Consider the following 23,861-nt stretch of genomic DNA (forward strand, 5'->3'; position numbering starts at 1 on the left):
GGTCAGGGCGTCAGCAGTGCACGGACCTGCTGCGGCCCGACGGCGAGCAGCAGCGTCGGCAGCCGCGGGCCGGTGTCCTTGCCGATCAGCAGCGTGTAGAGCAGCGTGAAGAACTTCCGCTGCGCAGCGCCGAGCTCCTTGTCTCCCTTGACGATCTGGTCGGCGGCCAGGCCCCGCTGCACCTTCGGCACGCCGTAGACCTGGTGGGTCAGCGCCTCCAGCGACCAGCCGTCCTCGATCGCGGCCAGCTGACCCTGCCTACCGTCCAGCAGCAGGCGCAGCCCGTCGCGCTGCTCGTCGCTCAGCTCCGCGAGCACCGCGGCGTCCGGCTCCGCGCGCACGACGGTGCGCTCGTCCGGATCCATCCGCTCGGCAACCCACCGGCCGGCGCAGCCGAGTCGCGGCTGCAACTCGTCGAGGGAGGCGATCGGCCGCTCGGGGTCGAGCGCGGCCAGGATGCGCTGCGTCTGCGCGTCGTCGCCCGTGGTGATGTCGACCACAGAGGCGATCGACCGGTAGGGCAGCACGTGCGGTGTCAGCGCGAGCTGACCCTTCGCCGTCCGCACGGCCCGGGCGTAGGCCGCGATGTCGCCGGGCTGCGCCTTGCCCGACCCGACCTTGCGCGTCAGGGAGTCCCACTCGTCATACATGCGCTGGATCTCGGTGTCGAGCGCGATGTCGAATGCCTGGTTCGGCTTCTTGCGGGCGTACAACCACCGCAGCAGCGGGGGCTCCATATAGCGCAGCGCCTCGGTCGCGACCGGCACACCGCCCTTGGACGACGACATCTTGGCCATGCCGCGGATGCCGACGAACGCGTACATCGGCCCGATCGGCCTGCGCCAGCCGAAGATCGGCGCGACGTCCTTGCCGACCACGAACGACGAACCGGGCGACTGGTGGTCGACACCGGACGGTTCGAAGATCACCTTCTCGTAGGCCCAGCGCATCGGCCAGTCGACCTTCCAGGCCAGCTTGCCGCGGCGGTGCTCGCGAAGGGAGACGGTCTCGCTGTGTCCGCACTCGCACATGTAGGAGAGCTGCTTCGTCTCGTCGTCGTAGCCAGTGACCGTGGTGGAGTCCTTGTCACACACCGAGCAGTACGGCCGATAGGGGTAGTAGCCGCTCGAGCCGGCACCGTCGGACTCCGCTGCGGCGCCGGAGCCTTCCGCCGCGTCGGCGGCGGCCGCGGCCTGATCGGCATCCAGCTTCTGCTGCTTGCCACCCTTGCCCGCCGCCTTGGGCAGCGTGCGATACCGCTCCAGGACCTCGTCGATCTCCTCGCGGTGCGCCATCGCGAAGAGGACCTGCTCGGTGTAGGCACCGGCCGTGTACTGCTCAGTCTGGCTGATGCCGCGGTAGTCGATACCGAGCGCTGCCAGTCCCTCCTCGCACTGCGCTCGAAAGTGCGCCGCCCAGGAGGCGTGCGCCGATCCGGTCGGCGGCGGCACGGAGGTCAGCGGCTTGCCGATGTGCTGCTCCCAGCCGGCGTCCACACCCTCGACATTCGGCACCTTGCGGAACCGGTCGAAGTCGTCCCAGCTGATGATGTGCTCGCAGTCGACCCCGCGACGCTTCACCTCGTCCGCCACCAGGTGTGGCATCATCACCTCGCGAAGGTTGCCCAGGTGGATCGGGCCGGAGGGTGACAGGCCGGAGGCGCAGACGACCTTGGCGCCCTGCTTGTGCGCCTCCGCGATCACGTCGTCGGCGAGTCGGGACACCCAGTCATCCAGCTGCTGATCGGTCACGAGGCGCTAGTTTACTGATGGGGCGGAGTGCAGCACCCTGTGGCGGGGCGCTACGACCCGAATTTCGTCCATTGTCCTTCAGATACCACCTCGACGCAGCCATCGACGACCACGATGGCCGTCTGCTCGTCGATGGCATAGCAGGGGACGCCGATGTCGGCGGCCCACCGCTCAGCGTCGCCGAGGGTGTTGGTCGGGAACAGGTCCAGGTGCGGGAAGATCGAGAAGTCGACCACCCCCAGCGTGCGGTCGTCGGGCGCGGACGGCCAGTTGACAAAAGACTCCCCGATGCGGGGAGTCATCACCATGCTTCCGGCGCTTACACCCACCCAGACGGTCTCGGGCAGGGACGGCAACAGATCGGCCAGCCCCGACTCCCGCATCCAGTGACACAGGTACGTCGCATCCCCACCGTCGACCAGCAGCACGTCGGCCTCCCGCACCCACGGGACCCAGCGGTCCACCCCGATGGTGGGTAGCGCAGTGAGCTCGAGGACACCGAGCGACGCCCAGCCCAAGCCGGACAGGCGCTCCCAGGTCGGCTCGGCGGCGACCAGCCCCCTCACCGATGCCGGTCCGCACGACGGGTGACCCCACTGCGCGGTCGGCACGACCAGGGCGTGCGACTCGGCGATCGGCTTGCCCAACAGGTCGGTCAGGGCGACGCGGATGCTGGTGTTCGTGACGCCGCCAGAGGTGAGAAGCAGCTTCATTGCCTGATCCCTTTGGTCATGGGCGAACGCGGAGGGCACGGTTGCTCAAACCCAACGAGCGGCCGGCGCCGAGGCCCGTTGACACCGTGCGGCGAGTCTGCCGCATTCCTGAACGCCTGTCGAGCTGTTCGCTGACTGTACGTCCCCATCGGCGGCACCAAGAAAGTTGGATGTGTCATGTATCACCGCTGTGAGACCGCGCTCCTTGACGATTGAGGGCACACGGGGAGTCCTCAGGATCGAGATGGACGCGGACTGGGGCGTTGTCACAATCCGGGCGCCGTGTTTTGTGCAGTTACAGGGGGAAACTGCACTACTCGATGAGATGGTGGGAGCGGCGACTTCGTCCGTGGTCGCCGCCCCCATCGTCGTCCACAACCCCATACGTCGAATGGATGAGTCCGTGAGCAGGAACAACAGCGCCAACGCCGCGAGCCGCGCACTCGACCCGGCGAACACCATCACCGTTGCTGGGGTCAGCCCGGGCAGCACGACGTATCTGGGGCCGCGACTCCTGCTGTCGACCCACGGCAAGGCGGACGAGCTCATGCAGCAGCTCGAGGTGGTGGCCGACCGCCTCGGGTGGACCGTAGGTTTCGACCATGACGACCGTCACTCGCCCCAGGACGAGTGCACGTGCTCGGGGTCGCGCTGCCAGGGACCGGACGGTCCGCTTGGCATCACCCGGCTGCGGCTCGGGGTGAAGGCTCGGACCGCTGCGCCGGCGCCGGACGGATGGTTGCTGTTGCAGCACGCGCGGGCCGAGTTCGGGGCCGACGCGCTGACTGCGGTGGCTCTGGACCACGTGATGACGGTGACGGCGCTGGAGTCCAACCCCGTGGAGAACTCCAACCCGGTCGAGAACTCCAACCCCGTGGAGAACTCCAACCCCGTGGAGAACTCCAACCCGGTCGAGAACTCCAACCCGGTCGAGAACTCCAACCCGGTCGGCAGCCCCCAGTCCGCCTCGCACCGGAGCGCCGGCGTCATGTCCTACGCGCGGCTCGGCTCCGGCGGCAGAGAACCCGTGACGTATGCGGGAGCTCGCCCGACCCGCAGGGCGGACGACGCGATCCGCGGACGGCGACCCGTGGTCGCGATCCTCGACACCGGCTGCGGACGTCATCCATGGCTCGACGGCGTCGTTCGCACGGACGTCACGCTGGACGGCCACCCCATCGGTGACACGAACCCGATCACCGACCCGGAGGTCGGCGGCGACCATGAGGGCCCGCTCGACGGCAGCATCGATCCAGAGGCCGGCCACGGTACCTTCATCGCCGGGCTCGTGCACCAGGGCTGCCCGGACGCCGACATCCTCGCCTGGCGCGCGGTCTCGTCCAGCGGCCGCATCGTCGAGTCCGACTGGCTCGACTCGATCACCCAGATCGCGGAGCTCGCCCGCCGACATGCTGTGGGTCAGCCCGGCGGACACCCGATCGACGTCCTGAACCTGTCGATGGGCTACTACCACGAGACCCCGGACGACGTGCTCTTCGACCCGACCCTGCGTGGGGTCCTTCAGGTGCTCAGTGGCAGCGGAACCACCGTCGTGTGCTCGGCCGGCAACGACGCAACCGCACGCCCGTTCTATCCGGCAGCATTTGCCACCGAGGACAGCAGGGACCTCGTGCCCGTGGTGTCCGTGGGTGCCCTGAACCCCTCGCAGCGCAGCGTCGCGATGTTCAGCAACACCGGCCCCTGGGTTCGCACCTATGCGCCCGGCGCCTCGGTGCTCAGCACCATGCCCGCATTTCAGGGAGGGGCTCAGCCGACGATGCGCACGCGAGCCCACGGCCACCTTCGCGCGACGATCGACCCGGACGACTTCCGCGGTGGCTTCGCTCTGTGGAGCGGAACCTCCTTCGCCGCGCCGGTTGTGGCCGGCCGCATCGCGCAGCAACTCGTGGATGGGCTGCCGAAGAAAGACACCATCCCCGATGCCGTCGCACGTTCGCGTGCCGCCGTGAGCGCGGTTACCGCGGACGACCGCCGTACGTCATGATGAACGGGTGCTCAGCGCAGTAGAACTTCACCAACGAGGTCTCGAGGCGAGCAATGCCGGGCGTCACGCCACGGCTCGAAAGGCATTCCAACAGGCCCTTTCTCGCGCCGAGAACAATGAGACGCGCGCCCGGATCGAGCTCAGCCTGGCCTACACCGAGGCTGAGCTGGGCACGATCGATGACGGGCTCGCGCGCTGCGGACGCGCCCTCGACCTGCCCGATGTGCCCGATCTGGTTCGCGGCCTCATCTGGTCCCAGCTCGGGCTGCTGCACATGCGTGCCGGGGACGGCGCCACGGCACTGGCGGACCTGGAGCGCGCCGCGCCACTGATCGACCCGGAAGCTCATCGCGCGCTCGGCAACCTCTATCTGACCCTCGGCAACATCCATCTGCAACGGAGCGCCCCGGACGCGGCGATCGCATCCTTCGAGGCCTCGAGCGAGCACTACGTCGCAGTGCACCTCACGCATCAGTCGGACAAGGCACTGCACAATCTGGGCTACGCCTACCTGCTGGCCGGTGACGTGGTCCGCGCCATCCAGCTCATGGACCAGGCGCGTCCGACGTTCCAGGAGCTCGGACCGGTCTACGAGGCCGTGGGCAGTCAGGACCGTGCGGAGGCACTCGTGGCCGCAGGTATGCCGCATGACGCCGCCGATGCACTCCGCGCCGCGGCCAGTGCGTTCGCGCGTCGTCGCATGCGCAAGCGCCAGGCCGAGGCGCTGCTCGTGCTCGCCCGCCTGCTCCTGCGCGAAGACCCGAGGGAGGCACGCCGCGTGGCCCGCCAGGCGATGCGCCTCTTCACCGGCAACGGCAGCCAGGTGTGGGCGGTGCGGGCCCGCGCCGTCGCGTTGGAGGCGGAGGTGCTGACCGGCAGGCGCCGGACCGCACTCAGCCAGGAGTCGGCAGAGGTGGCGGCGCTCCTGCGTGAGCAGGGGCTGGTGCATGACGCGACGGCTCTGGAGTTGCAGTCCGTGCGCCTTGCCATCCGCGCGGGCGACCCCGAGGCGGCACTCGAGCGACTCGCTCGGATCGAAGAAAGCGAGGATGCGCCACTGTCGAACCGCATACTGGCGAGCCAGGTTCGGGCCGAAAGTGCGCGTGCAGCCGGGGACGTCGAAGCGGCGCTCGATAGCGCTCGACACGGCCTCACCGAGCTGCACGCATGGCAGTCGGCCTTCGGCAGTCTCGATCTGCAGAGCTCGCTCGTCGGGCATGGTCGCGACCTGGCGATGCACGGCCTACGCACTGCAGTGCAGGACGGCACTCCTCAGGTGGTCTTCGAGTGGGCGGAACGCGCCCGTGCGCTGGCCACGCGTGTCGCCCCCGTCCGTCCTACCGTCGGCTCGCAGCATGCCGAGCAGCTGCGCCGGCTTCGCAAGCTGACCCTTGAGCTCGACAAGGCTGCGACGACCGGGCAGCCCGCGCCGTCACTCGCGAGTGAGACGCGCGAGCTCCGCCGGAAGATTCGCGAAGAAGCCTGGCACGACGAAGGATCCGGCGTGATCACCGAGCCCGCGAGCCTGGCTCAGCTCCAGGCTCGCCTTGAGGACCGGGACGGCGTACTACTCGCGCATGTCGTGATGGATGGCCGTATGCACGCCCTCGTCGTAACGCGCACGGATGCCCGGGTCCTCGATCTCGGGCGCTTCGATGACGTTCGGCACCTGCTGCGCGGGCTCCAGGCTGATCTTGACGTGTCCGCCGCACACCTGCCCGAGCAGCTGCGAGCCGTTGTCATCGGCAGCCTCGATCACCGTCTGTCGGCCATGGCCGATCGGCTGATAGCACCGGTTGCCGACCTCCTCAAGGATCGACCGATCGTCTTGGTTCCCTCGGGTTCCCTCGCCGGCGTGCCGTGGACACTGCTGCGCGGACTGCAGGGCACTCCGGTGACCCTTCCTCGATCCGCGACGCTCTGGCTCGAACACGCAGACACTGCAACGCGGCCCCGACATGCCGCTCTGGTCTCCGGGCCCCTCGTGGCGCGCGCCGAGGAGGAGGTCGTGCGCAGTGCTGCCGCGTGGCAGGATGCGACGGTTCTCACCGGCTCCGAGGCGAGCACGGAGCGCGTCGCCGGCGTCGCGGCACGGGCGGACGTGCTGCATGTTGCGGCTCACGGGAGGCACTCCGCGGACAACCCACTCTTTTCGGGGCTGGAGCTGCACGACGGACTCTGGTTCGGCTACGACATCGACCGGCTGGGCCACGTGCCGGACATCGTGCTGCTGTCCGCATGCGAGGTGGGTCGCTCGGCGGTCCGTTGGGGCGAGGAGGCCATCGGCATGCCGGCTGCCTGGTTGCACGCCGGGTCCCGAGTCGTGATCGCCTCGCCCGCCAGCGTGGATGACGACGTGGCCTGCGAGGTGCTCTCCTCGACTCACCAGCTGCTCGCCCGAGGGGTCCTGCCGTCGGATGCCCTCGCCGAGGCAACCACGCGGATCGGCATGCAGGTGCCGAGCACCTTCATGTGCTTCGGCGCCGGCTGGTGACGCTCCCGCCGGCCGGCGGTCAGCTGATGCCGATGGCCCAGGTGAGCAGAAAGAGCCCGAACAACGTTGCGGGAATGGCGGCAATCAGCAGGCAGCCGGCCTGCCCCCGCTTGCCGGATCGCTGCTGACCCTCCGGCATGTCGCGCGTCTTCTGCCGCAGCCGGTAGGCGCCGAGCAGCGCCGCGACCACGCCTCCCAGCAGGATCACCGTCAGCGCCCACAAGGTGATGAGGAACGCCGTAGGCGGTGGGTTGCCGGACACGGTCCGCGCCGCCAGCCCGGCGGCGTAGTCGGGGCGCAGGCCAAGGCTCTTCATGCGCGGTCCGCGCGGCTGCTCGCCGAGCAACCGTAAGGGCTGGAGGTCACTTGTCCGAGAGCAGGTCGTGACGCACGATGACCTCCTCGCGGCCCGGCCCGACGCCGATGACCGAGACGCGTGCGCCGATGCGCTGCTCGACGAACTCGACGTAGGCCCGGCAGTTGGCCGGCAGCTCGCCATACGTCCGGCAGGTGCCGATGTCCTCGAACCAGCCGGGCAGCTCCTCATAGATGGGCGTGGCGTGGTGGAAGTCGCTCTGGCTCATCGGCATCTCGTCGTATCGCACGCCGTCGATCTCGTAGGCGACGCAGACCGGCACGGTGTCCAGGCCGCCGAGAATGTCCAACTTGGTCAGCACGAAGTCCGTGACCCCGTTGACCCTGTTCGCGTAGCGCCCGATCACCGTGTCCATCCAGCCGCAGCGGCGCGGACGGCCCGTCGTGACACCGAACTCGGCGCCTTGCTTGCGCAGGAACTCGCCCTTGTCGTCGAGCAGCTCCGTCGGGAAGGGGCCTTCCCCGACACGGGTGGTGTAGGCCTTCAGGACGGCGATGACCCGGTCGATCCGCGTCGGCGGGATACCGGCTCCGGTGCAGGCGCCCGCGGAGATCGCGTTGGAGGAGGTGACGTAGGGGTAGGTGCCGTGGTCGACATCCAGCAAGGTCGCCTGGCCGGCCTCGCAGAGCACCGCCTGGTCGTCGTTCAATGCCTTCTCGAGCAGCAGTGAGGTGTCGGCGACCATGGGGCGCAACCGCTCGACATACTGCAGCAGGTCCTCGACGACCTCGTCGACGTCGGAAGCGCGCCGGTTGTAGACCTTGACGAACACCTGGTTCTTGACCTCGAGCGCCGCCTCGACCTTCTGCCGCAGGATCGACTCGTCGAAGAGGTCCTGCACGCGGATGCCGACCCGGCTCATCTTGTCGGCGTAGGTCGGGCCGATGCCGCGACCGGTGGTCCCGATCCGGCGCGATCCGAGGAACCGCTCGGTCACCTTGTCGAGCGTGCGGTTGTAGGACGCGATCACGTGGGCGTTGCCGCTGACCACCAGCCGCGAGGTGTCGATGCCGCGAGCATTCAGCGCGTCGATCTCCTCGAAGAGCACGCCGAGGTCGATCACGACGCCATTGGCGATCACGGGGACGACGCCCTCGGTGAGGATGCCGCTGGGCAACAGGTGCAGCGCGTACTTCTCCCGACTGCCGTCCGGCTGCTCGATGACCACCGTGTGACCCGCGTTGTTGCCGCCATTGAACTTCACGACGTAGTCGATCCGGCTGCCGAGCAGGTCGGTGGCCTTCCCCTTGCCTTCGTCGCCCCACTGGGCACCGACGAGCACGATTGCTGGCATCTGGCGGCCGCCTCTTCCTCAATTTTGCGGTGATGGTGCAGGAGAACGCCCGCATGTCCGGGCGTCTCTCACGGCAGCCCACAGGCTACCTGGCGGCGTTCAACGGCGGCGCGGCGCGTCGCGGCGCTCACTCGTCTCGGAGGTGCCCGCGGGCCGCGAGCCGCAGCGCCAGCTGGAACCGGGTGTCCACGTCGTGCTCGTCCATCAGCACGGCGATCCTGCGGCGAACGGTCCGCAGCGACACTCCCATGACCCGGGCGATCGACTCGTCCTTCAGGCCCTGCCGCATCAGGTCGAGGAGCCCGTCCGACCCTCCCGGGGCCTCGTCCAGCGGCGCCGCGGTAGACCACAACCGGTCGAAGAGCTCGATGAACGCACCCACCACCATCGGATCACGCAGGACGACGTAGTCGCCGTCCTGACGTCCCCATTCGGTGCTGCCGAGTGCAACGTCGTCCCCGAAACAGATGAACTCCGACGGCAGGTGAGCCGTCACCCGTTGCTGCTCGCCCGCCTCGGCCCAGTCGGTCAACCAGGACGAGTCGGCATCGACCGCATCCGGCGGGTAGAGCGCGCGCTGCTCTCGGCCGCCGGCCAGCTGCTGTCGCACCGTCGGCAGATCGTCGATCGATCGGGCCGGCACGGTTCGCACCGCCCGTCGCACCGTGCCGACGGTCGAGGCCATCAGGTGCTCGTGAACGGCGACCAGCACTGCCCGGTCCACTCTTTCCCGCGAAGGCTGCGCGGTCGAGATGTCCTCCTGCCCCATGCGGTGATCCGCGGCGAACTGGTCGATCGCGTCTCGCACCCGGGCCAGGTCCTGCCGCCGGGTCGCGAGGCGCGCCTCCTCGGCGCTCACGACGCGTTCGAGGGCCGCCCGCGGGTGGTCGGCCACCAGCTCGCTCAGGTCCGACACCCGCACGAGTCGCCGCGCTCGCAGCTGCTCCAGCGCGTGCTCGGCCTCGTAGTCGGTCCACCCGAGCCGCGAGACGTGCGCCGCAAGGGTGAGACCCGGCATCCGCAGAATGTGCCGATAGAGGTCCTCGCCCTCGGGGCCGATGCCCAGGACTGCCAGCCGACCGTTCATGCAGGGCCTCCCGCCCGTCTCCGGTAAGGTCTGCCGCTCAGAGACCCAGTTGGCGGGCGGCCGTGAGTGAGGAGTCCCGCAGCAGGTCGCTGCACCGCTTGTGCTCGTCGCTCTCGCCGATCTCGCCGGCAGCCTTCGCCAGCGCTCCGAGGGCCCGTAGGAAGCCACGGTTCGGCTCGTGCTCCCACGGCACCGGCCCCTGGCCGCGCCAGCCGGAGCGTCGCAGCGAGTCCAGGCCACGGTGGTAGCCGGTGCGGGCGAAGGCATAGCCCTCGACCGCGTCACCGTCCGCCAGCGCATCCTCGGCGAGCGTCGCCCACACGAGCGACGACGCCGGGTAGGAGCGCGCGACATCTCGCGGGTCGACTCCCTCGGTCAGTGGCCCGGCCGCCGGGTCCATCGGCAGCTCCGTCGGCGGGATTCCCAGCAGGTTGTCCCCGGCCGCCATTACTTGTGCGTCCCAGCGGAACCGAGGTTTTCGCACGCCTCGACGACGCGGGCCGACATGCCGTCCTGCGCGGCCTTGCCCCACGCGCGCGGGTCGTACTTCTTCTTGTTGCCGACCTCGCCGTCGACCTTCAGCACCCCGTCATAGTTGGCAAGCATCCAGTCGGCAATCGGACGGGTGAACGCATACTGCGTGTCGGTGTCGACGTTCATCTTCACGACGCCGTAGGAGACGGCCTCCTTGATCTCGTCGGCGGTCGATCCCGATCCACCGTGGAAGACCAGGTCGAATGGCCGCGCATCGGCGCCGAGACCGAGCTCGCCGGCCGCGGCCTGCTGGGCCTTCTGCAGGATCTCCGGACGCAGCTTGACGTTGCCCGGCTTGTAGACGCCGTGCACGTTGCCGAACGTGAGCGCGGTCAGATAGCGACCTTCGGCGCCGTCCCCGAGCGCCTTGATCGTGTCGATCGCGTCCTGCGGGCTGGAGTAGAGCTTGTCGTCGATGTTGCCCTCGACGCCGTCCTCTTCACCGCCGACCACCCCGACCTCGATCTCCAGGATGATGTGCGCCTTGGCTGCCTTCTGCAGCAGCTCCTTGGCGAGGGTCAGGTTCTCGTGCAGCGGCACTGCGGAACCGTCCCACATGTGTGACTGAAAGTAGGGCAGCTCGCCTTCATCGACACGCTTCTGCGACTCCGCGAGCAGCGGTCGGACGAACCCGTCCAGCTTGTCCTTCGGGCAGTGGTCCGTGTGCAGCGCGATGTTCACGTCGTACTTCTTGGCCACCTCGTGCGCGAAGGCGGCCATCGCCAGGGAACCGGTGACCATGTTCTTGACACCGGAGAAGTAGTCCGCACCTCCGGTCGAGACCTGGATGATCCCGTCGCTGCCGGCCTCCGCGAACCCGCGGATCGCCGCATTGAGCGTCTGGCTGCTCGAGACGTTGATCGCGGGATACGCAAACCCGGACGCCTTGGCCCGGTCGAGCATGTCGGCGTAGACCTCAGGGGTCGCAATGGGCATGGGTGACTCCTTGGTTGATGACGGCTTGAGGGAAGTTTGCCACGTCCGACCGCACGCGTGCCGCCCGATCCGTCACACACCGCCGCCGACGCGATCACTCCTGGACGAGCTTGACGGGGTTGTCGTCCGGGTCCAGCAGCCACGCGATCCGACGCCCACGATGGCTTCGCGTGTCGCTGGCCAGGCGGATGCCGTCGGTCACCGCCTCATCGGTCAGCCGGTCGACATCGTCGCACCACACCACGACCTCCGCGACGCGCTGGTGTGCGCCGAGTGTCGGCCCGTCGTTCTCCCGCACCGCCGCCCGACTGGTCAGGCCCAGGATCAACCCGCCCAGCCTCATCTCCAGGTGCTCGGGCTCGCCTTCTCTGGGCGTGCGAAACGACTCGACGAACCCGAACCGCGTATAGAACGCTCGCGATGTCGACACCTGCTCGACATACAGGTTCACCTGTGCCTCATGGAATCCCATTGCTTCGCCCCGTATCCCGTGTGTGCTTCCGCTTGGCCCGTTGCAGCACCGCGCGCTCTGCGTCGTTGCCGCACAGCTCGATGGCCCGGTCGTAGGCCGTGGCCGACTCCGCGACTCGCCCCTGCCGGGCGAGCAGGTCGGCACGCACCGCTGCCGCACGATGCGAGTGCGGCAGTTCCCTCTCGACGCCGTCCGTCAGCGCCAGCGCAGCCGGGACGTCACCGGCCTCGGCCACCGCGACCGCGCGGTTGAGACGCACGACCGGCGAGCCGGTGAGCTCGTCGAGCTGCCGGTAGAGGTCCGCGATCGCCACCCAGTCCGTCTCACCTGCCGTCCGGGCGCGCGCGTGCTCGGCGGCGATGAGTGCCTGCAGCACGTAAGACGCCGCAATCAGGCTCGTGACGGCGACTCGATCGGCACCGGCGGTGAGTCGCCGCAACAGGTCCAGGCCCTCGGCGATCTCGCCCTGCCGCCACACCGTGCGGTCCTGGTTGGGCAGCAGGACCAGCGATCCTCCCGGGTCAACCCGCGCGTCGCGGCGTGAGTGCTGCAGCAGCATCAGGGCGAGCAGCGCCATGAGGCTGGGGCTCTCCGCCGCCTGGGTGGTCTGAGCACTCACCAGCCGGACCAGTCGGATGGCCTCACCCGCCAGGTCGACGCGCAGCACCTCCGGGCCGCTGCCCGGCGCATAGCCAGCGGTGAAGGCCAGGTACGCCACCTGGGCGACGGTGTCCAGCCTCTCCGACAGCACATCGGGGTCAGGGATCGCCAACGGGATTCCGGCGGCGACCACCTTCTTTCGCGCGCGGGTCAGCCGCGCCGCCATGGTCGGCTCGCTCACCAGGAACAGGCGGGCGATGTCGGCGGTGCTCACGCCGAGCACCAGCCGCAGCGTCAGTGCGGCACCTGCCTCCGGCGACAGCGCGGGATGCGCTGCAAGCAGGACCAGCCGCAGCACCTCGTCGCCTGGAGCCCCTGGAGACTCATTGTCGGCCAGCCGGTGCCGTTCGTCCATCGCGATCAGCGGTTCCTTGCGCGCATGCATGGCCTCCGCCCGCAAGCGGTCGATCACGCGTCGTCGCGCCGTCGTGAGGAGCCAGCCTGCGGGTGCCTCCGGCACACCGTCGGCCGGCCATCGATGCGTCGCCTGTTCGAAGGCCTCGGCCAGCGCGTCCTCCGCGAGGTCGAGCCGCCGGGTCTGGGCGACGAGCAGAGCCAGGAGGCGGCCCCATTCGTCGCGCCAGACCCGCGCCATCGCATCGTGCGTGCGCTCTTGTCGTCCAGATCGCACCGACGATCAGTCGAATCCGTCGATCTGCACACAGGGCCGAATCTCCAGCGTGTAGGACGCCGGCAGCAGCTCGCACCAGCGCACGACCTGGTCCAGGTCGTGCGGCCCGCACCAGATAGAACCCGCCGATCATCTCTGCGGTCTCCGCGAACGGGCCGTCGGACAGCATGGTGCGATCACCGTCACGCCGCACGGTCGTCGCCGACTCCTGATCCGACAGCGCTTCGCCCGCGAGGAGGTTCGCACCCACCTCCCGATGAAACGTGAGGTGCTCGCGATGGGTGCGCTCCTGCACCTGCGGTGATGCGTCGTCCCACCCGCCCGGCTCATACGCGATGAGGATCAGATACTTCTTCACGACGCACGCTCATCCGGGCCGACGGTGGGGCGGACCTCGATGCCTTCGCCGATCGCGGTGAGGATCGTGCAGCAGTCGAGCAGGCTGTCGAGGTCGTCCGACTCGACGAGAAAGAAGCCCCCGACCTGCTCGGCGCCCTCGGCGAACGGTCCGTCGGTCACCGTGGTCCCGCCGGGTGCGATGTGCTTCGCAGTTGCGGTCTGATGCAGCTCGGCGCCGCCGACGATCTTGTGCCCGCGCTCCGTGAGTGTCTGCGAGAACCGGCCGTACTCGGCATACCCCTGCCTGCGCTCCTCCGCGCTCATCCGCGTCCACCACCGGTCGGCGTCACCGACGATGATGACCATGTATTCGCTCATCTCGATCACTCCCCCGCCATCTCGCGCAGCTCGATGAGGTCTCCGGTGCTGGCAAGCTGTCGGCAGCACGCGTCCAGCCCGGCCCGGTCCGTCGTCTCAATGAGGTAGAACCCGACGATCTGCTCCACCGACTCGGTGAAGGGACCGTCGACGACCAGCGTGCCGCCCGACCCGTCCGGTCGCATTGACACGGCCTGCGCCGATGGCGTGAGCGGGCCGGCGGCCACCACCTTGTGTCCACCCTGGGCGAGCTCCCGATTGAACCGGGCGTGTGCCCGCATCCCCGCTTCGTGCACCTCCGGCGGCAGCTTGGCCCATTCCGCTTCCGGCGCCGGAAGCAGCACCAGATATCGCTTGGTCTCCATGAGAATTCCCTTGCTCGATGACCTCTGACACCACCATGACGGATGAGCGGGCGTCGAATCGACACATCGCCGCGAAAAGTTCGCGGTCGACGCCGGATCGGCCGGTGGTGTCCGGCTCGATCAGTGCCGGCCGTGCACGTGACGAAGCAGCCACACGTGCATGGCGATGGCCGCGGCGGCGCCGGCGTTGATGGACCGCGTCGAGCCGAACTGCCCGATGTGCAGCACGACCTGGCATGCCGCCCGCATCTCCTCGCTCAACCCTGGGCCCTCCTGACCGAAGACCAGAATGCAGGATCGGGGCAGGTCAAAGGTCTCCAGCGGCACGGAGCCGGGCAGGTTGTCGATGCCGATCAGCGGTATGCCGTGTGCCCAGGTCACCAGGTCGGCCACCGTCGGATGGTGGTGCTCGTGCTGATAACGATCGGTCACCATCGCACCCCGGCGATTCCACCTCCGACGCCCCACGATGTGGAAGGCGCCCGCGTTGAAGGCGTTCGCCGTGCGGATCACCGAGCCGATGTTGAAGTCGTGACCCCAGTTCTCGACGGCGACATGAAACTCGTGCCGCGACCGGTCCAAGTCGGCAATGATCGCCTCCTGCGTCCAGTACCGATAGTGGTCGACCACGTTGCGGCGGTCGCCCTCGCGGAGGAGCTGCTCGTCATACCTGCGGTCCGGGTCGCCGTCCGGCAGCATCGGCCAGGGCCCATCCCAGGGACCCACGCCTACCTCGTTCATCACAGGCCAACTCTGACAGGTCGCAATGGCATGTTTCTATGTGGCGGCTGTCAGGATGTACTCAGCAGTACGCCCTACTGTCCATCCGCCACGAGGTGTGCGCACCGGTGCACGTCGACTCGACCAAAGGGAAACACCAAGATGCGAATGACGAAAGTTGCTGTCGTACCTGCCCTCCTCAGTGTGGGACTGGTCGCCGGCTGCCAGAGCGGCACGTCTGCAGGATCGTCTGCCAGTGCCGGCGCGAGCGGTTCCGCGGCAACCACGACCACGGGCAGTGCCATGGCTACGCCATCCAGCTCGGCCGCGAACGCTGCCGCAAACTGCCCGACGTCGAACACTCGGTCCTTCGCCAAGACCCGGTTCGCCACCGATGTCGGCCTCGCGGTCGGCACCTTCCATCACTGGATCTGGAAGCCCTACAAGGCCGGCACCTTCAAGCACGGCGCCCATGGCCGCATCAAGGCCGTCATCAAGGGTGTCGCCGCCGCGGCGCTGGACCTCAAGCTGATGGACAACGCCAAGAAGAATGTGCAGGCGAACCCGACGTTGTGCAAGACGCTCTACACGCCGATCGACAGTGCCGCCAAGGCTCTCGACGGGTTGAAGAAGGACATCACCTCTGGCTCGCTGACCTCGCTCACGTCGACGGAGAGCGCGCTGTCCGGCATCCTTAAGTCGGGCAACCAGCACGGCCTCAACATCAAGGAGCTGACAGACCAGAGCCTGGCCTCACAGGGCTGAGCCACGCCCGGCCAGGTCCGCGGCGCGGTCCGCCAATCGGTGGAACGCGTCGCGGAGCTCGGTCGGATCGACCACCTCGAAGTCGAGCGCAAGGCGAGCCAACCACCAGGCCATTCGGTCGATGTCGTCCCCGCCGAGCGTGACCAGGCAGGTCGAGGCGTCAAATTCCTCGACGGTCGCCCAGCTGCCGACGTGCGTGGCGGTCTCCTCGGCCGATGCGTGCACGCGCAGTCGGGCGGTGTAACGCCATTCGCCGTGTCGCGAGCGTCGCAGGTAGGTCTCCGCGCCGGGTGCCTCACGCACGGTGAACCGGAAGGTGCCGGCCCGCACCTCGCTCATCCGGTCCAGCCGGAAGATCCGCCAGTCGTCGCGGTCCAGGTCGAACCCGAAGAGATACCACCGGCGGCCTGTGGCGACCAGGCGGTAGGGCTCCAACCTGCGCGACGTCTCGGCGCCATCCGCGGCGACATACTCGAAACGAGCCTGAACCGAGCGACGGATGGCTGAGGCCAGCTCCAGCAGATGCGCGGGATCGACGGGTGACGGGCGGTAGTCGATGGTCACGGTGGCCTCCTGGACCGCCGCGACCTGTGCGCGCAGGGCCGCCGGAAGCACCTGGTCCAGCTTGGCCATCGTGCGAACCGCCGCCTCGCCCACGCCGGCTACGGTCCCGCCGGCCGCGAGCCGCAGGCACACTGCGACAGCAACGGCCTCGTCCTGGTCGAGCAGCAACGGCGGCAATGCACGTCCGGCACCGAGCTGATAACCGCCGCCGATCCCCCGGCTGGCCTGCACCGGATACCCCAGCTCACGTAGCCGGTCGACGTCCCGGCGCACGCTGCGCTGGGTGACTCCGAGCCGCTGCGCGAGCTCGTCGCCGGTCCAGACACTGCGAGCCTGCAGCAGCCCGAGCAGCCGAAGTAGTCGAGCGGTCGTCTCAGCCATGGCGACAGTCTCCCGCATGCTGAGGACCGAAACTGTCCTATTTTATCGCCATCGTGTGACTGTCACCCACGAAAGGACCTGACATGCCACTACACGCACCACTTCACGACGACGAGCGCACCCTTCTCACGGGCTACGTCACACATCAGCTGGATGCGATCCGGAACGCGACGTTCGGCCTGTCCGACGACGACCTGCGGCGCACCACCACCGCGAGCACACTGTCCCTCGCCGGCATCGTCAAGCACAGTGCCCGCTGCATCGGCGACGCACTCGACCGGGTGCAGGCCGCACCGCAGCCGCTGCCGGACCCGGGTCTGTCGATGGCGGAGGCCACCGCCGCCTACGTCGACCAGTTCGACCCACATGAGCCGATCGCGGCACTGCTGGCCGAGCTGGACGCAGTCACCGAGCGGGTGCGGACGGTGCTGCCGACGCTCGACCTGGACGCCCGCGTGCCGGTGCCGGCCAACGCACCCTGGTGGCCCCAGGGCGTCGGCTCCTGGCCGGTCCGCTGGGACCTGCTGCACTGGATCGAGGAGCTGGCCCGTCACGCCGGCCACGGCGACATCATCCGCGAGTCCTTGGACGGTGCCAACGCCGCCCGACTGACGGCCGCCGTCGAGAGCTGGCCGGCCGACGGATGGATCAAGCCCTGGCCGCCCGGTGCGGAGGCGACGGCGCGAGCCTGACACGCCAGAGCCGCCGCCCGCATCCGGCTCAGATGGTCCTCAGGTGCACTCGCGTAGCCTGGCCGCGTGATGCACACGCTCGGTCCAGGTTTCATGGACCCCAACTATCTGCTCGCCCAGTTCGGTGGGACCTTCTTCGTGATCTCGATGGTCTTCGTCTTCATCGAGTGCGGGCTGCTCTTCCCGTTCCTGCCCGGAGACTCGCTGCTGTTCGCCATCGGGCTGTTCATCGCGACGGACAAGATCCACATGTCCCTGTGGGTGGCGCTGCCCCTGCTGATGATCGCCGCGTTCCTCGGCAACGTGTGTGGTTACGAGCTGGGCAGGGCCGTCGGCGGACCGCTCTCCCGGCGCGACGGGCGCATTCTCAAACGCCGGTATTTCGAGCAGACCCACACGTTCTTCGACAAGTACGGCAACCGTGCGCTCGTCCTGGGCCGGTTCGTGCCGATCGTGCGGACCTTCATCACGCTGGTCGCCGGCGCCGGCAAGATGGAGCGCCGCCGATTCTTCACCTGGAGTGCCGTGGGCGCCGTCCTGTGGGTGCTGATCGTCACGATCGCCGGGCACATCCTCGGCAAGGCGTTCCCCTCGCTCGGCAAGAACATCGACTACGCGATCCTCGTCATCGTCATCCTGTCGCTGATCCCGATGTACTTCGAGTACCGCAAGCACCGCCGGGCGCGCACCACGGTCTGAGCACTCCGCGCCCGGCCCCTCGCGTTCCGAGGAACTCAGACCAGCACATCGTTGTGCTCGTCGACGTCCTGCTCGGTCTCGGTGGGCCGCGGGTCCGGATCGGTCGGCGGGAAGAACAGCCCCCACGCCAGCACGAGGCCGATCGTGATCGTCACCGCCGCCGCGACACCGGTGCGCTGCTTGAAGAACACCGCAGCATACCCCAGGTATGGCACCTTGAACTGCACGACTCCGCGCACCATGCTCGGGGCGATGGTCCACACGTCGGCGGTCGGGTTGGCGTCGCCCTTGGTGTGGATGCCCTGGGCGGTGACCGTCCGGATCCGGTGCGTCACCAGATCCGGCCCGGCGGAGTGCCGGAAGGTGATGATGTCACCGGTGTGGTAGCCACCGTCGTCGACCGGCCGGTCGATGACCAGATCGCCGGGCACAAGCGTCTGTCTCATGGATCCGGTGTGGATGATGTAGGCGCGATACCCGCCCTTCCAGGCGCCGAACCCGACGGCGAGCGCCGCCGCGAACAGGATCACGGCGATGCTCCAGGCAATGCGGCGGCGGGTGAGCACGGGTACTTTCCTCACGTCGGGCGGGTTGGTGGAGCGGAACGAGCCCGCCCACCAACCCGCGGTCTACTACTGCTGTGCCGCGCGATCAGTCGATCGCGCCATTGATCACCAGCTGGACCCGATCGGGGAGATACCGGGCTGGGTCGCGACGATCTTGTAACCGACGTTCGGGTCGTTGGCCTGGTTCTGCTGGGTCTGCTTGCCGGTCAGACCGAAGGTCACGGTGGCGCTGGAGGTCGCCCCCGGCGCCATGTTGCTCGCGAGCAGAATGGCCTCCGGCACCCCACACTCGGCGATGTCGTTGCCTGCGCCGACAGTGTGCTGGACGCTGCTACCGCCGAGACCGTTCGCGTTCACGGTGCAGGTGTTGTGCGCCCCGGATGAGTTGTAGCCACCCGAGACAGCCGCCGCGGTGGGCAATTGCAGGTTGTACGAGTTGAACGTACCCGCTGGCCCGGCCACCTCGAAGTGCCCGTACCCACCCAAGCCGCCACCGGTGTAGCCCCCGTACGACACACCGTTGCTCCCGGTGAACTCGCCGTATCCCGCGGTGGTCGGATCGAACACCATCCAGATGTCGGCATTGGTCGTCGAGGACGCCTTCACGCCGAAGGGGACCACTTGGGACTGGTCGACGCCGGGGTTCAGCCCGGCGAAGTTGATGCTTGGTGCGGCGGACGAGAGTGCCAGGCTTCCGGAGGTGCCGTGGATGGTGTTACTTGAGCTGTCCGTGAAGTACGCACCGGTGCCCGACGACGCCGCCGCGACCAGCACCGCGGACAGTCCCACCGCGCCGACAAATCCGGCCAGGCGGAAACTCTTTCCTCTGTTCATCTCATGTCTCCTCGTGCTGAAATACTGCTTCTCCGGCGGCCTTGATGTCGCTGGGCAATCGACAACGTAGGGCCGAAGCACCGTCCGACTGAAGCCAATCGGGCAATGTTTGTTGCAAGACAACTTTCACAAAAGCCACCGCGAGAGGCCGCCGACGTGGTAAGGGTGGCAGGCGTGGGCCGCCTGCCACCCGAGAGGCCCGAACTCTGTCGTTCAGGCATGTCCGTGCTGCCGCGACGCCGTGGCCTGTGCGTAACGCGAGCCCGCGAAGAGCAACAGCAGCCCGACGACGATGAAGGCGCCGGCCCGGCTCATCCCGCTCAGGGTGGCCAGGTCGAAGACGAACAGCTTGGCGAGCGAGATCGCCACGACGGCCAGGCCCGTGCTCAGCGCAGCCTTGGCGTGCTGCCGATGCTTGAGGCCGAGGGCCAGCATGGTCATGGCGATCGACATCCAGGTCATGGTGACGAGGAAGTGGCCGGCCCGGAAGCCCTCGTCACCACCGGCGGTCGCACCAGCCGCGATGATCGCCGCGGTCAGGCCATAGCCACCGACCAGCCCGGCCAGACCGATCAGGACCCCGGACGGCAGGCTCGGCACGACCCGATTGAACGTCACCGCATAAAGTCCGGCACCCACTACGACCAGCAGACCGGCCACTGCGGAGGCGATGCTCAGCTGCTTGACTGCCTGATCTGCAACGGTCAGCGACGCTGGCTGCACGAGGTATCCGAAGTAGCACACGCCGACGGCAAAGAAACTGAATGCCGCCCAGGTTGCGACCAGCGAATGAGACTGGTGCACAGCAACTCCCACCGTCATGGCAAGAGCAAGGAGGATCACCGGCAGCCAACCGCCCGTGGTGACTGCGAAGGCCGCCTCGAACACCAGTACCGCCGCGATGATCGCCGTCATCCCACTCGTCACGGGGCCAAGCGGGCGAGTGACGATGGCACCGATCACGGTGCCTCCGGCAAGCACGGACGCGAGCAGCACACCGGCCGGCCGATCTGTTGCAGGCACTATGGCAAACACGGGCACGAACGCGGTGAGGTACATCGCGCCAGTGAGCTCCTCGAGCGCACGATGACTTGCCAGCAGACCTGACACCATGCCGATCAGGGCGACCGCCACGGCCGCCGTCAGGGTGAGGCGGAACGAGAAATGGTGGGGGTCGACACGGGTGAGCAGGATCGCGAGCACCACCGGCACCGTGCGGACGGCACACAGGACCGGCCAGGTGCGGAGGCTCTCGGGCACCACGCCGGCGGCCTGCAGCAGGAGCAGGAAACCGATCAGCGTCACGGTGAGGCCGGAGGTGAGCACCGGCGACAGCGCCGCGACCGATGCCGTGACGAGCACCGCCAGCATCTGCGAGTTCCACCGCATGGCGAGTGCGACCGAGCCGGCCGCGACGACTCCGGCCAATGCCAGTCCGGCCGACGACGGCAGCCAGTGGTAGATGCTGGTCATCGCCACCGCGACCATGAAGAACCCGGCGATACCGGTGCCGGCGAGCGCGATCCCGCCGACGCGACCACCGGTGCGGTCGAACGCCCGCCAGCCGGCCGCGACCAGCGCAGCACACAGTGCGGCACCTCCTGCAACGCGCACCTGCGGACCGAGCAGTCCGGCGCGAGCCGCGAGCACGAGCAGCATGACGACTCCGATCAACGTGACCGCGACGCCGGCGACGACGAGCACCCGGCTGACCATTCCATCGCGCTGCCAGCACGGCACCATCGGTGGTGGCAGCGGCGTGCCTAGGGGCGGCCCCTGCGGTGGGATCGGGCCGTTGCCCGGGCGACTCGGCGCCCAGGACGAGGGGGCGTTCTGGCCCGGCACCGCATACGGGTCGAAGCTCGGCTGCGTGGGCCGGTCTGGCAGCTGGTTGTTAGACATGCCTACAGCCTCGGAGACGGAGGCACCGGCGACATGAGTGGCGATACTCAGCGGGCCTGAGGGTTTCCGACCTCTACGACCGGGAACCACCCGCCCCTCATACCCCGCGAGTTGTGGGCGGTTCAGTCGAGGCCCTGCTCGATGGCGTATCGGGTGAGCTCGACGCGGTTGGTCAGCGCGAGCTTGCGGAACGTGGCCTGCACGTGGTTCTCCACGGTGCGGTGGCTCACATCGAGCCGACGCGCAATCTGCTTGGCGCTCAGCCCCTTTGCCACCAGTCGCAGCACCTCCGTCTCACGCTCGGTCAGCCGCGGGATCACCGTCGTGCTGTTCGCGGGCGCCGACGACATCCGGCGGTATTCCCCGAGCACCAGGCCCGCGAGACCCGGCGTGAACACCGTTTGTCCCTGCGCCGTGGCGCTGACCGCCTGAATCAGCTCGGCCGCCGAGGCGCTCTTGACGAGATAGCCACAGGCACCGGCCTTTACGGCCTCCAGCACGTCGTCGCGCTCCGACGAGGCCGACAGGACCAGCACGTTCGAGCCCGGGGATGCGGCCAGCACGGCGGCCGTTGCATCCGCGCCGTTGCCATCCGGCAGCTGCATGTCCATGAGCACCACCTTCGGCAAGGTAGCACCTGCCCGATTCCTCGCACTTGCAACGTCGCCCGCAGTCGCTACGACCTCGAAACCGGCGGCCTCGAGGTCGCGGCTGACACCGTCTCGCCACATCGGGTGGTCATCCACCACCATCACCGTGGTGGTCTCACTCGTTGCCATCTCATCCTCCTGCACAGCCCGGATCCTGCGACCAGCGTATGCAGTGGCGGCGCCGCCCGCGTCACTGCTCACCGTGCCGAGGCCGCCAGCTCCGCGGACACCGCGGCGACCAGCTCAGCCGCACCCACCCGCGCCCCGATGCACCGACGGCCGATCCGCTGGTCTGCCAGCGCCCGCTCGATCAGCCCGGCGTGGTCCGGCACACGTGCAACAGCCCACGTCCCGCCGTCGATCTTGGACACCAGCCAGCCGGTGCGAGACCAACACAGGGCACGGCACGCGTTCAGCACGGCATGCGCCTCGCACCCGTGGTCAACGCCCCACTGCAGCTCCGAACGCAGGTAGCCGGAAATGTCACAGTCCGAAACCACCCCGAACACCTCCGCCGGGCCCGGGCCGAGCAACGAGCGGCCGTGCGCGCGAGTCACCGCAATGTGCATGAGTAGGTCGGGATCACCACCACCATCATCAACCATCAGCTTGTCCGGACCGGTCGTGGCGTGCAGGAGGAACGGCCACGGAGCGGCAGGCCGGGCCGCCGCATCCATCGTGACCACCGAGAGCTCGACGGGCGAGTGCACGCTGTGACAGGCCGCGAGCACGCGTTGGCCGTCACAGGCCTTGGACTCGGTCACCACCAGGACGTCGAGGTCGCTCGTCCCGGCGAGCCAGCCCCCGAGCGCCGCCGAACCGTGCAGATACACGCCGACTGTCCCGGGGCCGAGTGCCTGGCGCAGCGCCCGCCCAAGACCAGCCGACTCCTCGCTCAGGCGAGTCATGGCATGCCACGCGGGATCTGCAGCTCCCACTCGGTGCCCTCCCCCGGCCCGGTGCGCAGAGCGGCGGTGCCGCCCAGCGTCTCCACTCGGCCGCGGATCGACTCGGAGACACCCATGCGCCCCTCGGCCTCCGCCTCGGCAAGCCGACCCTCGGGTATGCCGATCCCGTCATCCCTGACCGTCAGCACCACCTCGCCGCCGAGATCCTCGATCAGGATGAACACCCTGGCACCCGGCCCGGCGTGCCGCGCCGCATTGTCGAGCACCGTGAGCACCACCGACGTGAGCTCGTCGACGCTCGCACCGGGCAGAAGCACCGGATCGCCGGGCGCAGAGAGCTCGACCTCGCTGGGTATGCGTGCGCGCAACTGTTGCTGCAGGTCGACCTGAGCGCCGTCCCCTCGACGCGGCGTCACCGCCTGTCGACTCACCAGCGTCCGCAGCTCGCGCTCCTGCTCTCCTGCAAGGCGAGCGAGCTCGGCCGTCTCACCGCCGATCTCGTTGCCGCGACGCTGCACGAAAGCCAGCACCTGCAGCACCCCGTCATGGACCTCCCGAGCCAACCGCTCTCGCTCGGCGGTTGCGGCCTGCATGCGGACCGCTGCGTCGATCTGATCACGAGCGTGCCGCACGGTCGTCGACACCGCGCCGACCGCGAGCCCGACCGTCATCAGCACCGGCACCGTCGGAACGTCTGCAATATGGGTCAGACCGCCCCTGACCACCATCGATCCCAGACCCATCACCAACCCGCTGGTCATCCCGACCCACGGGCCCCACAGCAGGGCCGCCGACGCGACGGCGTTCGCCACCCAGATCGTGGTGGGAAGCGTCTGGTGGGCGTGGTAGAAGTCCGGTGGAACACATAGCCTGGTGCTCCACATCAGCACCATCGTGATCACCTGCTCGGCGACGACGATCTTGACGCGACTGCGATAACCGAAGGCGAGCAGGCTGCCCGCGACCCCGGACCAGATCATCAGCAGCGCAATGAACATCCAGCTGAGCGCCGGCCGGTCGTAGTGGCCGTCGGACATGATCTGCACGGCGACCGCGTAAACCACGGTGGCCAGCCGAAACACCTGGGCGGCACGCCAGATCGGCAGCCGCCCCGAGGTGTCGTGCTCGATGGTCGCAGTGGTCAC

24 protein-coding genes and 1 pseudogene are annotated in these 23,861 nt (G+C 68.4%); 5 read left to right on the forward strand and 20 right to left on the reverse strand.

Features of this window, described 5'->3' with window-relative positions; all coding sequences use genetic code 11:
• Nucleotides 1–2 precede the first annotated feature (2 nt).
• Both lysS and FGL98_RS00865 read right to left on the reverse strand, forming a co-directional pair.
• On the reverse strand, nt 3–1,751 hold the full coding sequence (lysS, locus tag FGL98_RS00860; RefSeq protein ID WP_146314760.1) for a lysine--tRNA ligase: 1,749 nt from the start codon (nt 1,749–1,751) through the stop codon (nt 3–5).
• A gap of 50 nt (nt 1,752–1,801) precedes the next feature.
• Nucleotides 1,802–2,464 carry a Type 1 glutamine amidotransferase-like domain-containing protein gene (locus FGL98_RS00865; RefSeq protein ID WP_146314761.1) on the reverse strand — a complete coding sequence of 221 codons (663 nt, stop codon included), beginning with the start codon at nt 2,462–2,464 and terminating at the stop codon, nt 1,802–1,804.
• A gap of 403 nt (nt 2,465–2,867) precedes the next feature.
• Here FGL98_RS00865 and FGL98_RS00870 point away from each other — a divergent pair, with 403 nt between their 5' ends.
• Both FGL98_RS00870 and FGL98_RS00875 read left to right on the forward strand, forming a co-directional pair.
• Nucleotides 2,868–4,469, forward strand: a complete 1,602-nt coding sequence (locus tag FGL98_RS00870; protein ID WP_146314762.1) for a S8 family peptidase — start codon at nt 2,868–2,870, stop codon at nt 4,467–4,469.
• A gap of 7 nt (nt 4,470–4,476) precedes the next feature.
• Nucleotides 4,477–6,963 (forward strand): CHAT domain-containing protein, encoded by a 2,487-nt coding sequence (locus FGL98_RS00875; protein WP_146314763.1) that lies wholly within the window; start codon nt 4,477–4,479, stop codon nt 6,961–6,963.
• A gap of 19 nt (nt 6,964–6,982) precedes the next feature.
• On the opposite strand, the gene FGL98_RS00880 is transcribed toward FGL98_RS00875, so the two are convergent.
• From FGL98_RS00880 to FGL98_RS00930, 11 genes and pseudogenes are all read right to left on the reverse strand, one after another.
• On the reverse strand, nt 6,983–7,279 hold the full coding sequence (locus FGL98_RS00880; RefSeq protein WP_146314764.1) for a hypothetical protein: 297 nt from the start codon (nt 7,277–7,279) through the stop codon (nt 6,983–6,985).
• Nucleotides 7,280–7,325: 46 nt separating this feature from the next.
• Nucleotides 7,326–8,633 (reverse strand): adenylosuccinate synthase, encoded by a 1,308-nt coding sequence (locus tag FGL98_RS00885; RefSeq protein ID WP_146314765.1) that lies wholly within the window; start codon nt 8,631–8,633, stop codon nt 7,326–7,328.
• A gap of 127 nt (nt 8,634–8,760) precedes the next feature.
• Nucleotides 8,761–9,720 (reverse strand): helix-turn-helix domain-containing protein, encoded by a 960-nt coding sequence (locus tag FGL98_RS00890; protein WP_146314766.1) that lies wholly within the window; start codon nt 9,718–9,720, stop codon nt 8,761–8,763.
• Nucleotides 9,721–9,757: 37 nt separating this feature from the next.
• The gene (locus tag FGL98_RS00895; RefSeq protein WP_146314767.1) at nt 9,758–10,168 is read right to left on the reverse strand and encodes a DUF3151 domain-containing protein; all 411 of its coding nucleotides are present in this window, start codon (nt 10,166–10,168) and stop codon (nt 9,758–9,760) included.
• Nucleotides 10,168–11,190 carry a class II fructose-bisphosphate aldolase gene (fbaA, locus tag FGL98_RS00900; protein ID WP_146314768.1) on the reverse strand — a complete coding sequence of 341 codons (1,023 nt, stop codon included), beginning with the start codon at nt 11,188–11,190 and terminating at the stop codon, nt 10,168–10,170. Before fbaA ends, FGL98_RS00895 begins: the two co-directional genes overlap by 1 nt.
• A gap of 94 nt (nt 11,191–11,284) precedes the next feature.
• Nucleotides 11,285–11,662, reverse strand: a complete 378-nt coding sequence (locus FGL98_RS00905; protein ID WP_146314769.1) for a VOC family protein — start codon at nt 11,660–11,662, stop codon at nt 11,285–11,287.
• Nucleotides 11,649–12,917, reverse strand: coding sequence for an RNA polymerase sigma factor (locus FGL98_RS00910; RefSeq protein WP_146314770.1), 1,269 nt, complete (start codon nt 12,915–12,917; stop codon nt 11,649–11,651). The genes FGL98_RS00905 and FGL98_RS00910 overlap by 14 nt, the downstream gene beginning before the upstream one ends.
• A gap of 148 nt (nt 12,918–13,065) precedes the next feature.
• Nucleotides 13,066–13,311: pseudogene (locus FGL98_RS26985) on the reverse strand (YciI family protein); the annotation flags it as partial.
• The gene (locus tag FGL98_RS00920) at nt 13,308–13,670 is read right to left on the reverse strand and encodes a YciI family protein (protein ID WP_146314771.1); all 363 of its coding nucleotides are present in this window, start codon (nt 13,668–13,670) and stop codon (nt 13,308–13,310) included. The pseudogene FGL98_RS26985 and the gene FGL98_RS00920, both read right to left, overlap by 4 nt.
• Nucleotides 13,671–13,675: 5 nt before the next feature.
• Nucleotides 13,676–14,035: a YciI family protein gene (locus tag FGL98_RS00925; protein WP_146314772.1), complete on the reverse strand. Its 360-nt coding sequence runs from the start codon at nt 14,033–14,035 to the stop codon at nt 13,676–13,678.
• Between the two features lie 120 nt (nt 14,036–14,155).
• Nucleotides 14,156–14,776, reverse strand: coding sequence for a TrmH family RNA methyltransferase (locus FGL98_RS00930; RefSeq protein WP_146314870.1), 621 nt, complete (start codon nt 14,774–14,776; stop codon nt 14,156–14,158).
• A gap of 282 nt (nt 14,777–15,058) precedes the next feature.
• Here FGL98_RS00930 and FGL98_RS00935 point away from each other — a divergent pair, with 282 nt between their 5' ends.
• Nucleotides 15,059–15,520 (forward strand): hypothetical protein, encoded by a 462-nt coding sequence (locus FGL98_RS00935; protein WP_146314773.1) that lies wholly within the window; start codon nt 15,059–15,061, stop codon nt 15,518–15,520.
• On the opposite strand, the gene FGL98_RS00940 is transcribed toward FGL98_RS00935, so the two are convergent.
• Entirely contained in the window at nt 15,509–16,465 is a 957-nt protein-coding gene (locus FGL98_RS00940) for a helix-turn-helix transcriptional regulator (RefSeq protein ID WP_146314774.1), read from the reverse strand. The genes FGL98_RS00935 and FGL98_RS00940 overlap by 12 nt on opposite strands.
• An 83-nt stretch (nt 16,466–16,548) precedes the next feature.
• On the opposite strand from FGL98_RS00940, the gene FGL98_RS00945 reads away from it, so the two are divergent.
• Together FGL98_RS00945 and FGL98_RS00950 are read left to right on the forward strand one after the other, a co-directional pair.
• A complete protein-coding gene (locus tag FGL98_RS00945; protein ID WP_146314775.1) occupies nt 16,549–17,157 on the forward strand; it encodes a mycothiol transferase in 609 nt (202 codons plus the stop codon).
• A 69-nt stretch (nt 17,158–17,226) separates the two neighbouring features.
• Nucleotides 17,227–17,856 carry a DedA family protein gene (locus FGL98_RS00950; RefSeq protein ID WP_146314871.1) on the forward strand — a complete coding sequence of 210 codons (630 nt, stop codon included), beginning with the start codon at nt 17,227–17,229 and terminating at the stop codon, nt 17,854–17,856.
• 35 nt (nt 17,857–17,891) lie between these two features.
• Here the strand turns inward: FGL98_RS00950 and FGL98_RS00955 are convergent, their stop codons facing one another.
• From FGL98_RS00955 to macS, 6 genes are all read right to left on the reverse strand, one after another.
• Nucleotides 17,892–18,437 (reverse strand): signal peptidase I, encoded by a 546-nt coding sequence (locus FGL98_RS00955; protein WP_146314776.1) that lies wholly within the window; start codon nt 18,435–18,437, stop codon nt 17,892–17,894.
• A gap of 90 nt (nt 18,438–18,527) precedes the next feature.
• Nucleotides 18,528–19,256 (reverse strand): hypothetical protein, encoded by a 729-nt coding sequence (locus FGL98_RS00960; protein WP_146314777.1) that lies wholly within the window; start codon nt 19,254–19,256, stop codon nt 18,528–18,530.
• 213 nt (nt 19,257–19,469) lie between these two features.
• The gene (locus FGL98_RS00965) at nt 19,470–21,158 is read right to left on the reverse strand and encodes a DUF2339 domain-containing protein (RefSeq protein WP_146314778.1); all 1,689 of its coding nucleotides are present in this window, start codon (nt 21,156–21,158) and stop codon (nt 19,470–19,472) included.
• Nucleotides 21,159–21,280: 122 nt separating this feature from the next.
• Entirely contained in the window at nt 21,281–21,937 is a 657-nt protein-coding gene (locus FGL98_RS00970; RefSeq protein ID WP_146314779.1) for a response regulator, read from the reverse strand.
• A gap of 68 nt (nt 21,938–22,005) precedes the next feature.
• Complete coding sequence (locus tag FGL98_RS00975) at nt 22,006–22,716, reverse strand: aminoglycoside adenylyltransferase domain-containing protein (RefSeq protein ID WP_146314780.1); 711 nt, start codon at nt 22,714–22,716, stop codon at nt 22,006–22,008.
• Nucleotides 22,713–23,861 carry a MacS family sensor histidine kinase gene (macS, locus tag FGL98_RS00980; protein WP_222431941.1) on the reverse strand — a complete coding sequence of 383 codons (1,149 nt, stop codon included), beginning with the start codon at nt 23,859–23,861 and terminating at the stop codon, nt 22,713–22,715. Before macS ends, FGL98_RS00975 begins: the two co-directional genes overlap by 4 nt.

This window comes from Leekyejoonella antrihumi, from assembly GCF_007845645.1.
Lineage (GTDB): Bacteria > Actinomycetota > Actinomycetes > Actinomycetales > Dermatophilaceae > Leekyejoonella > Leekyejoonella antrihumi.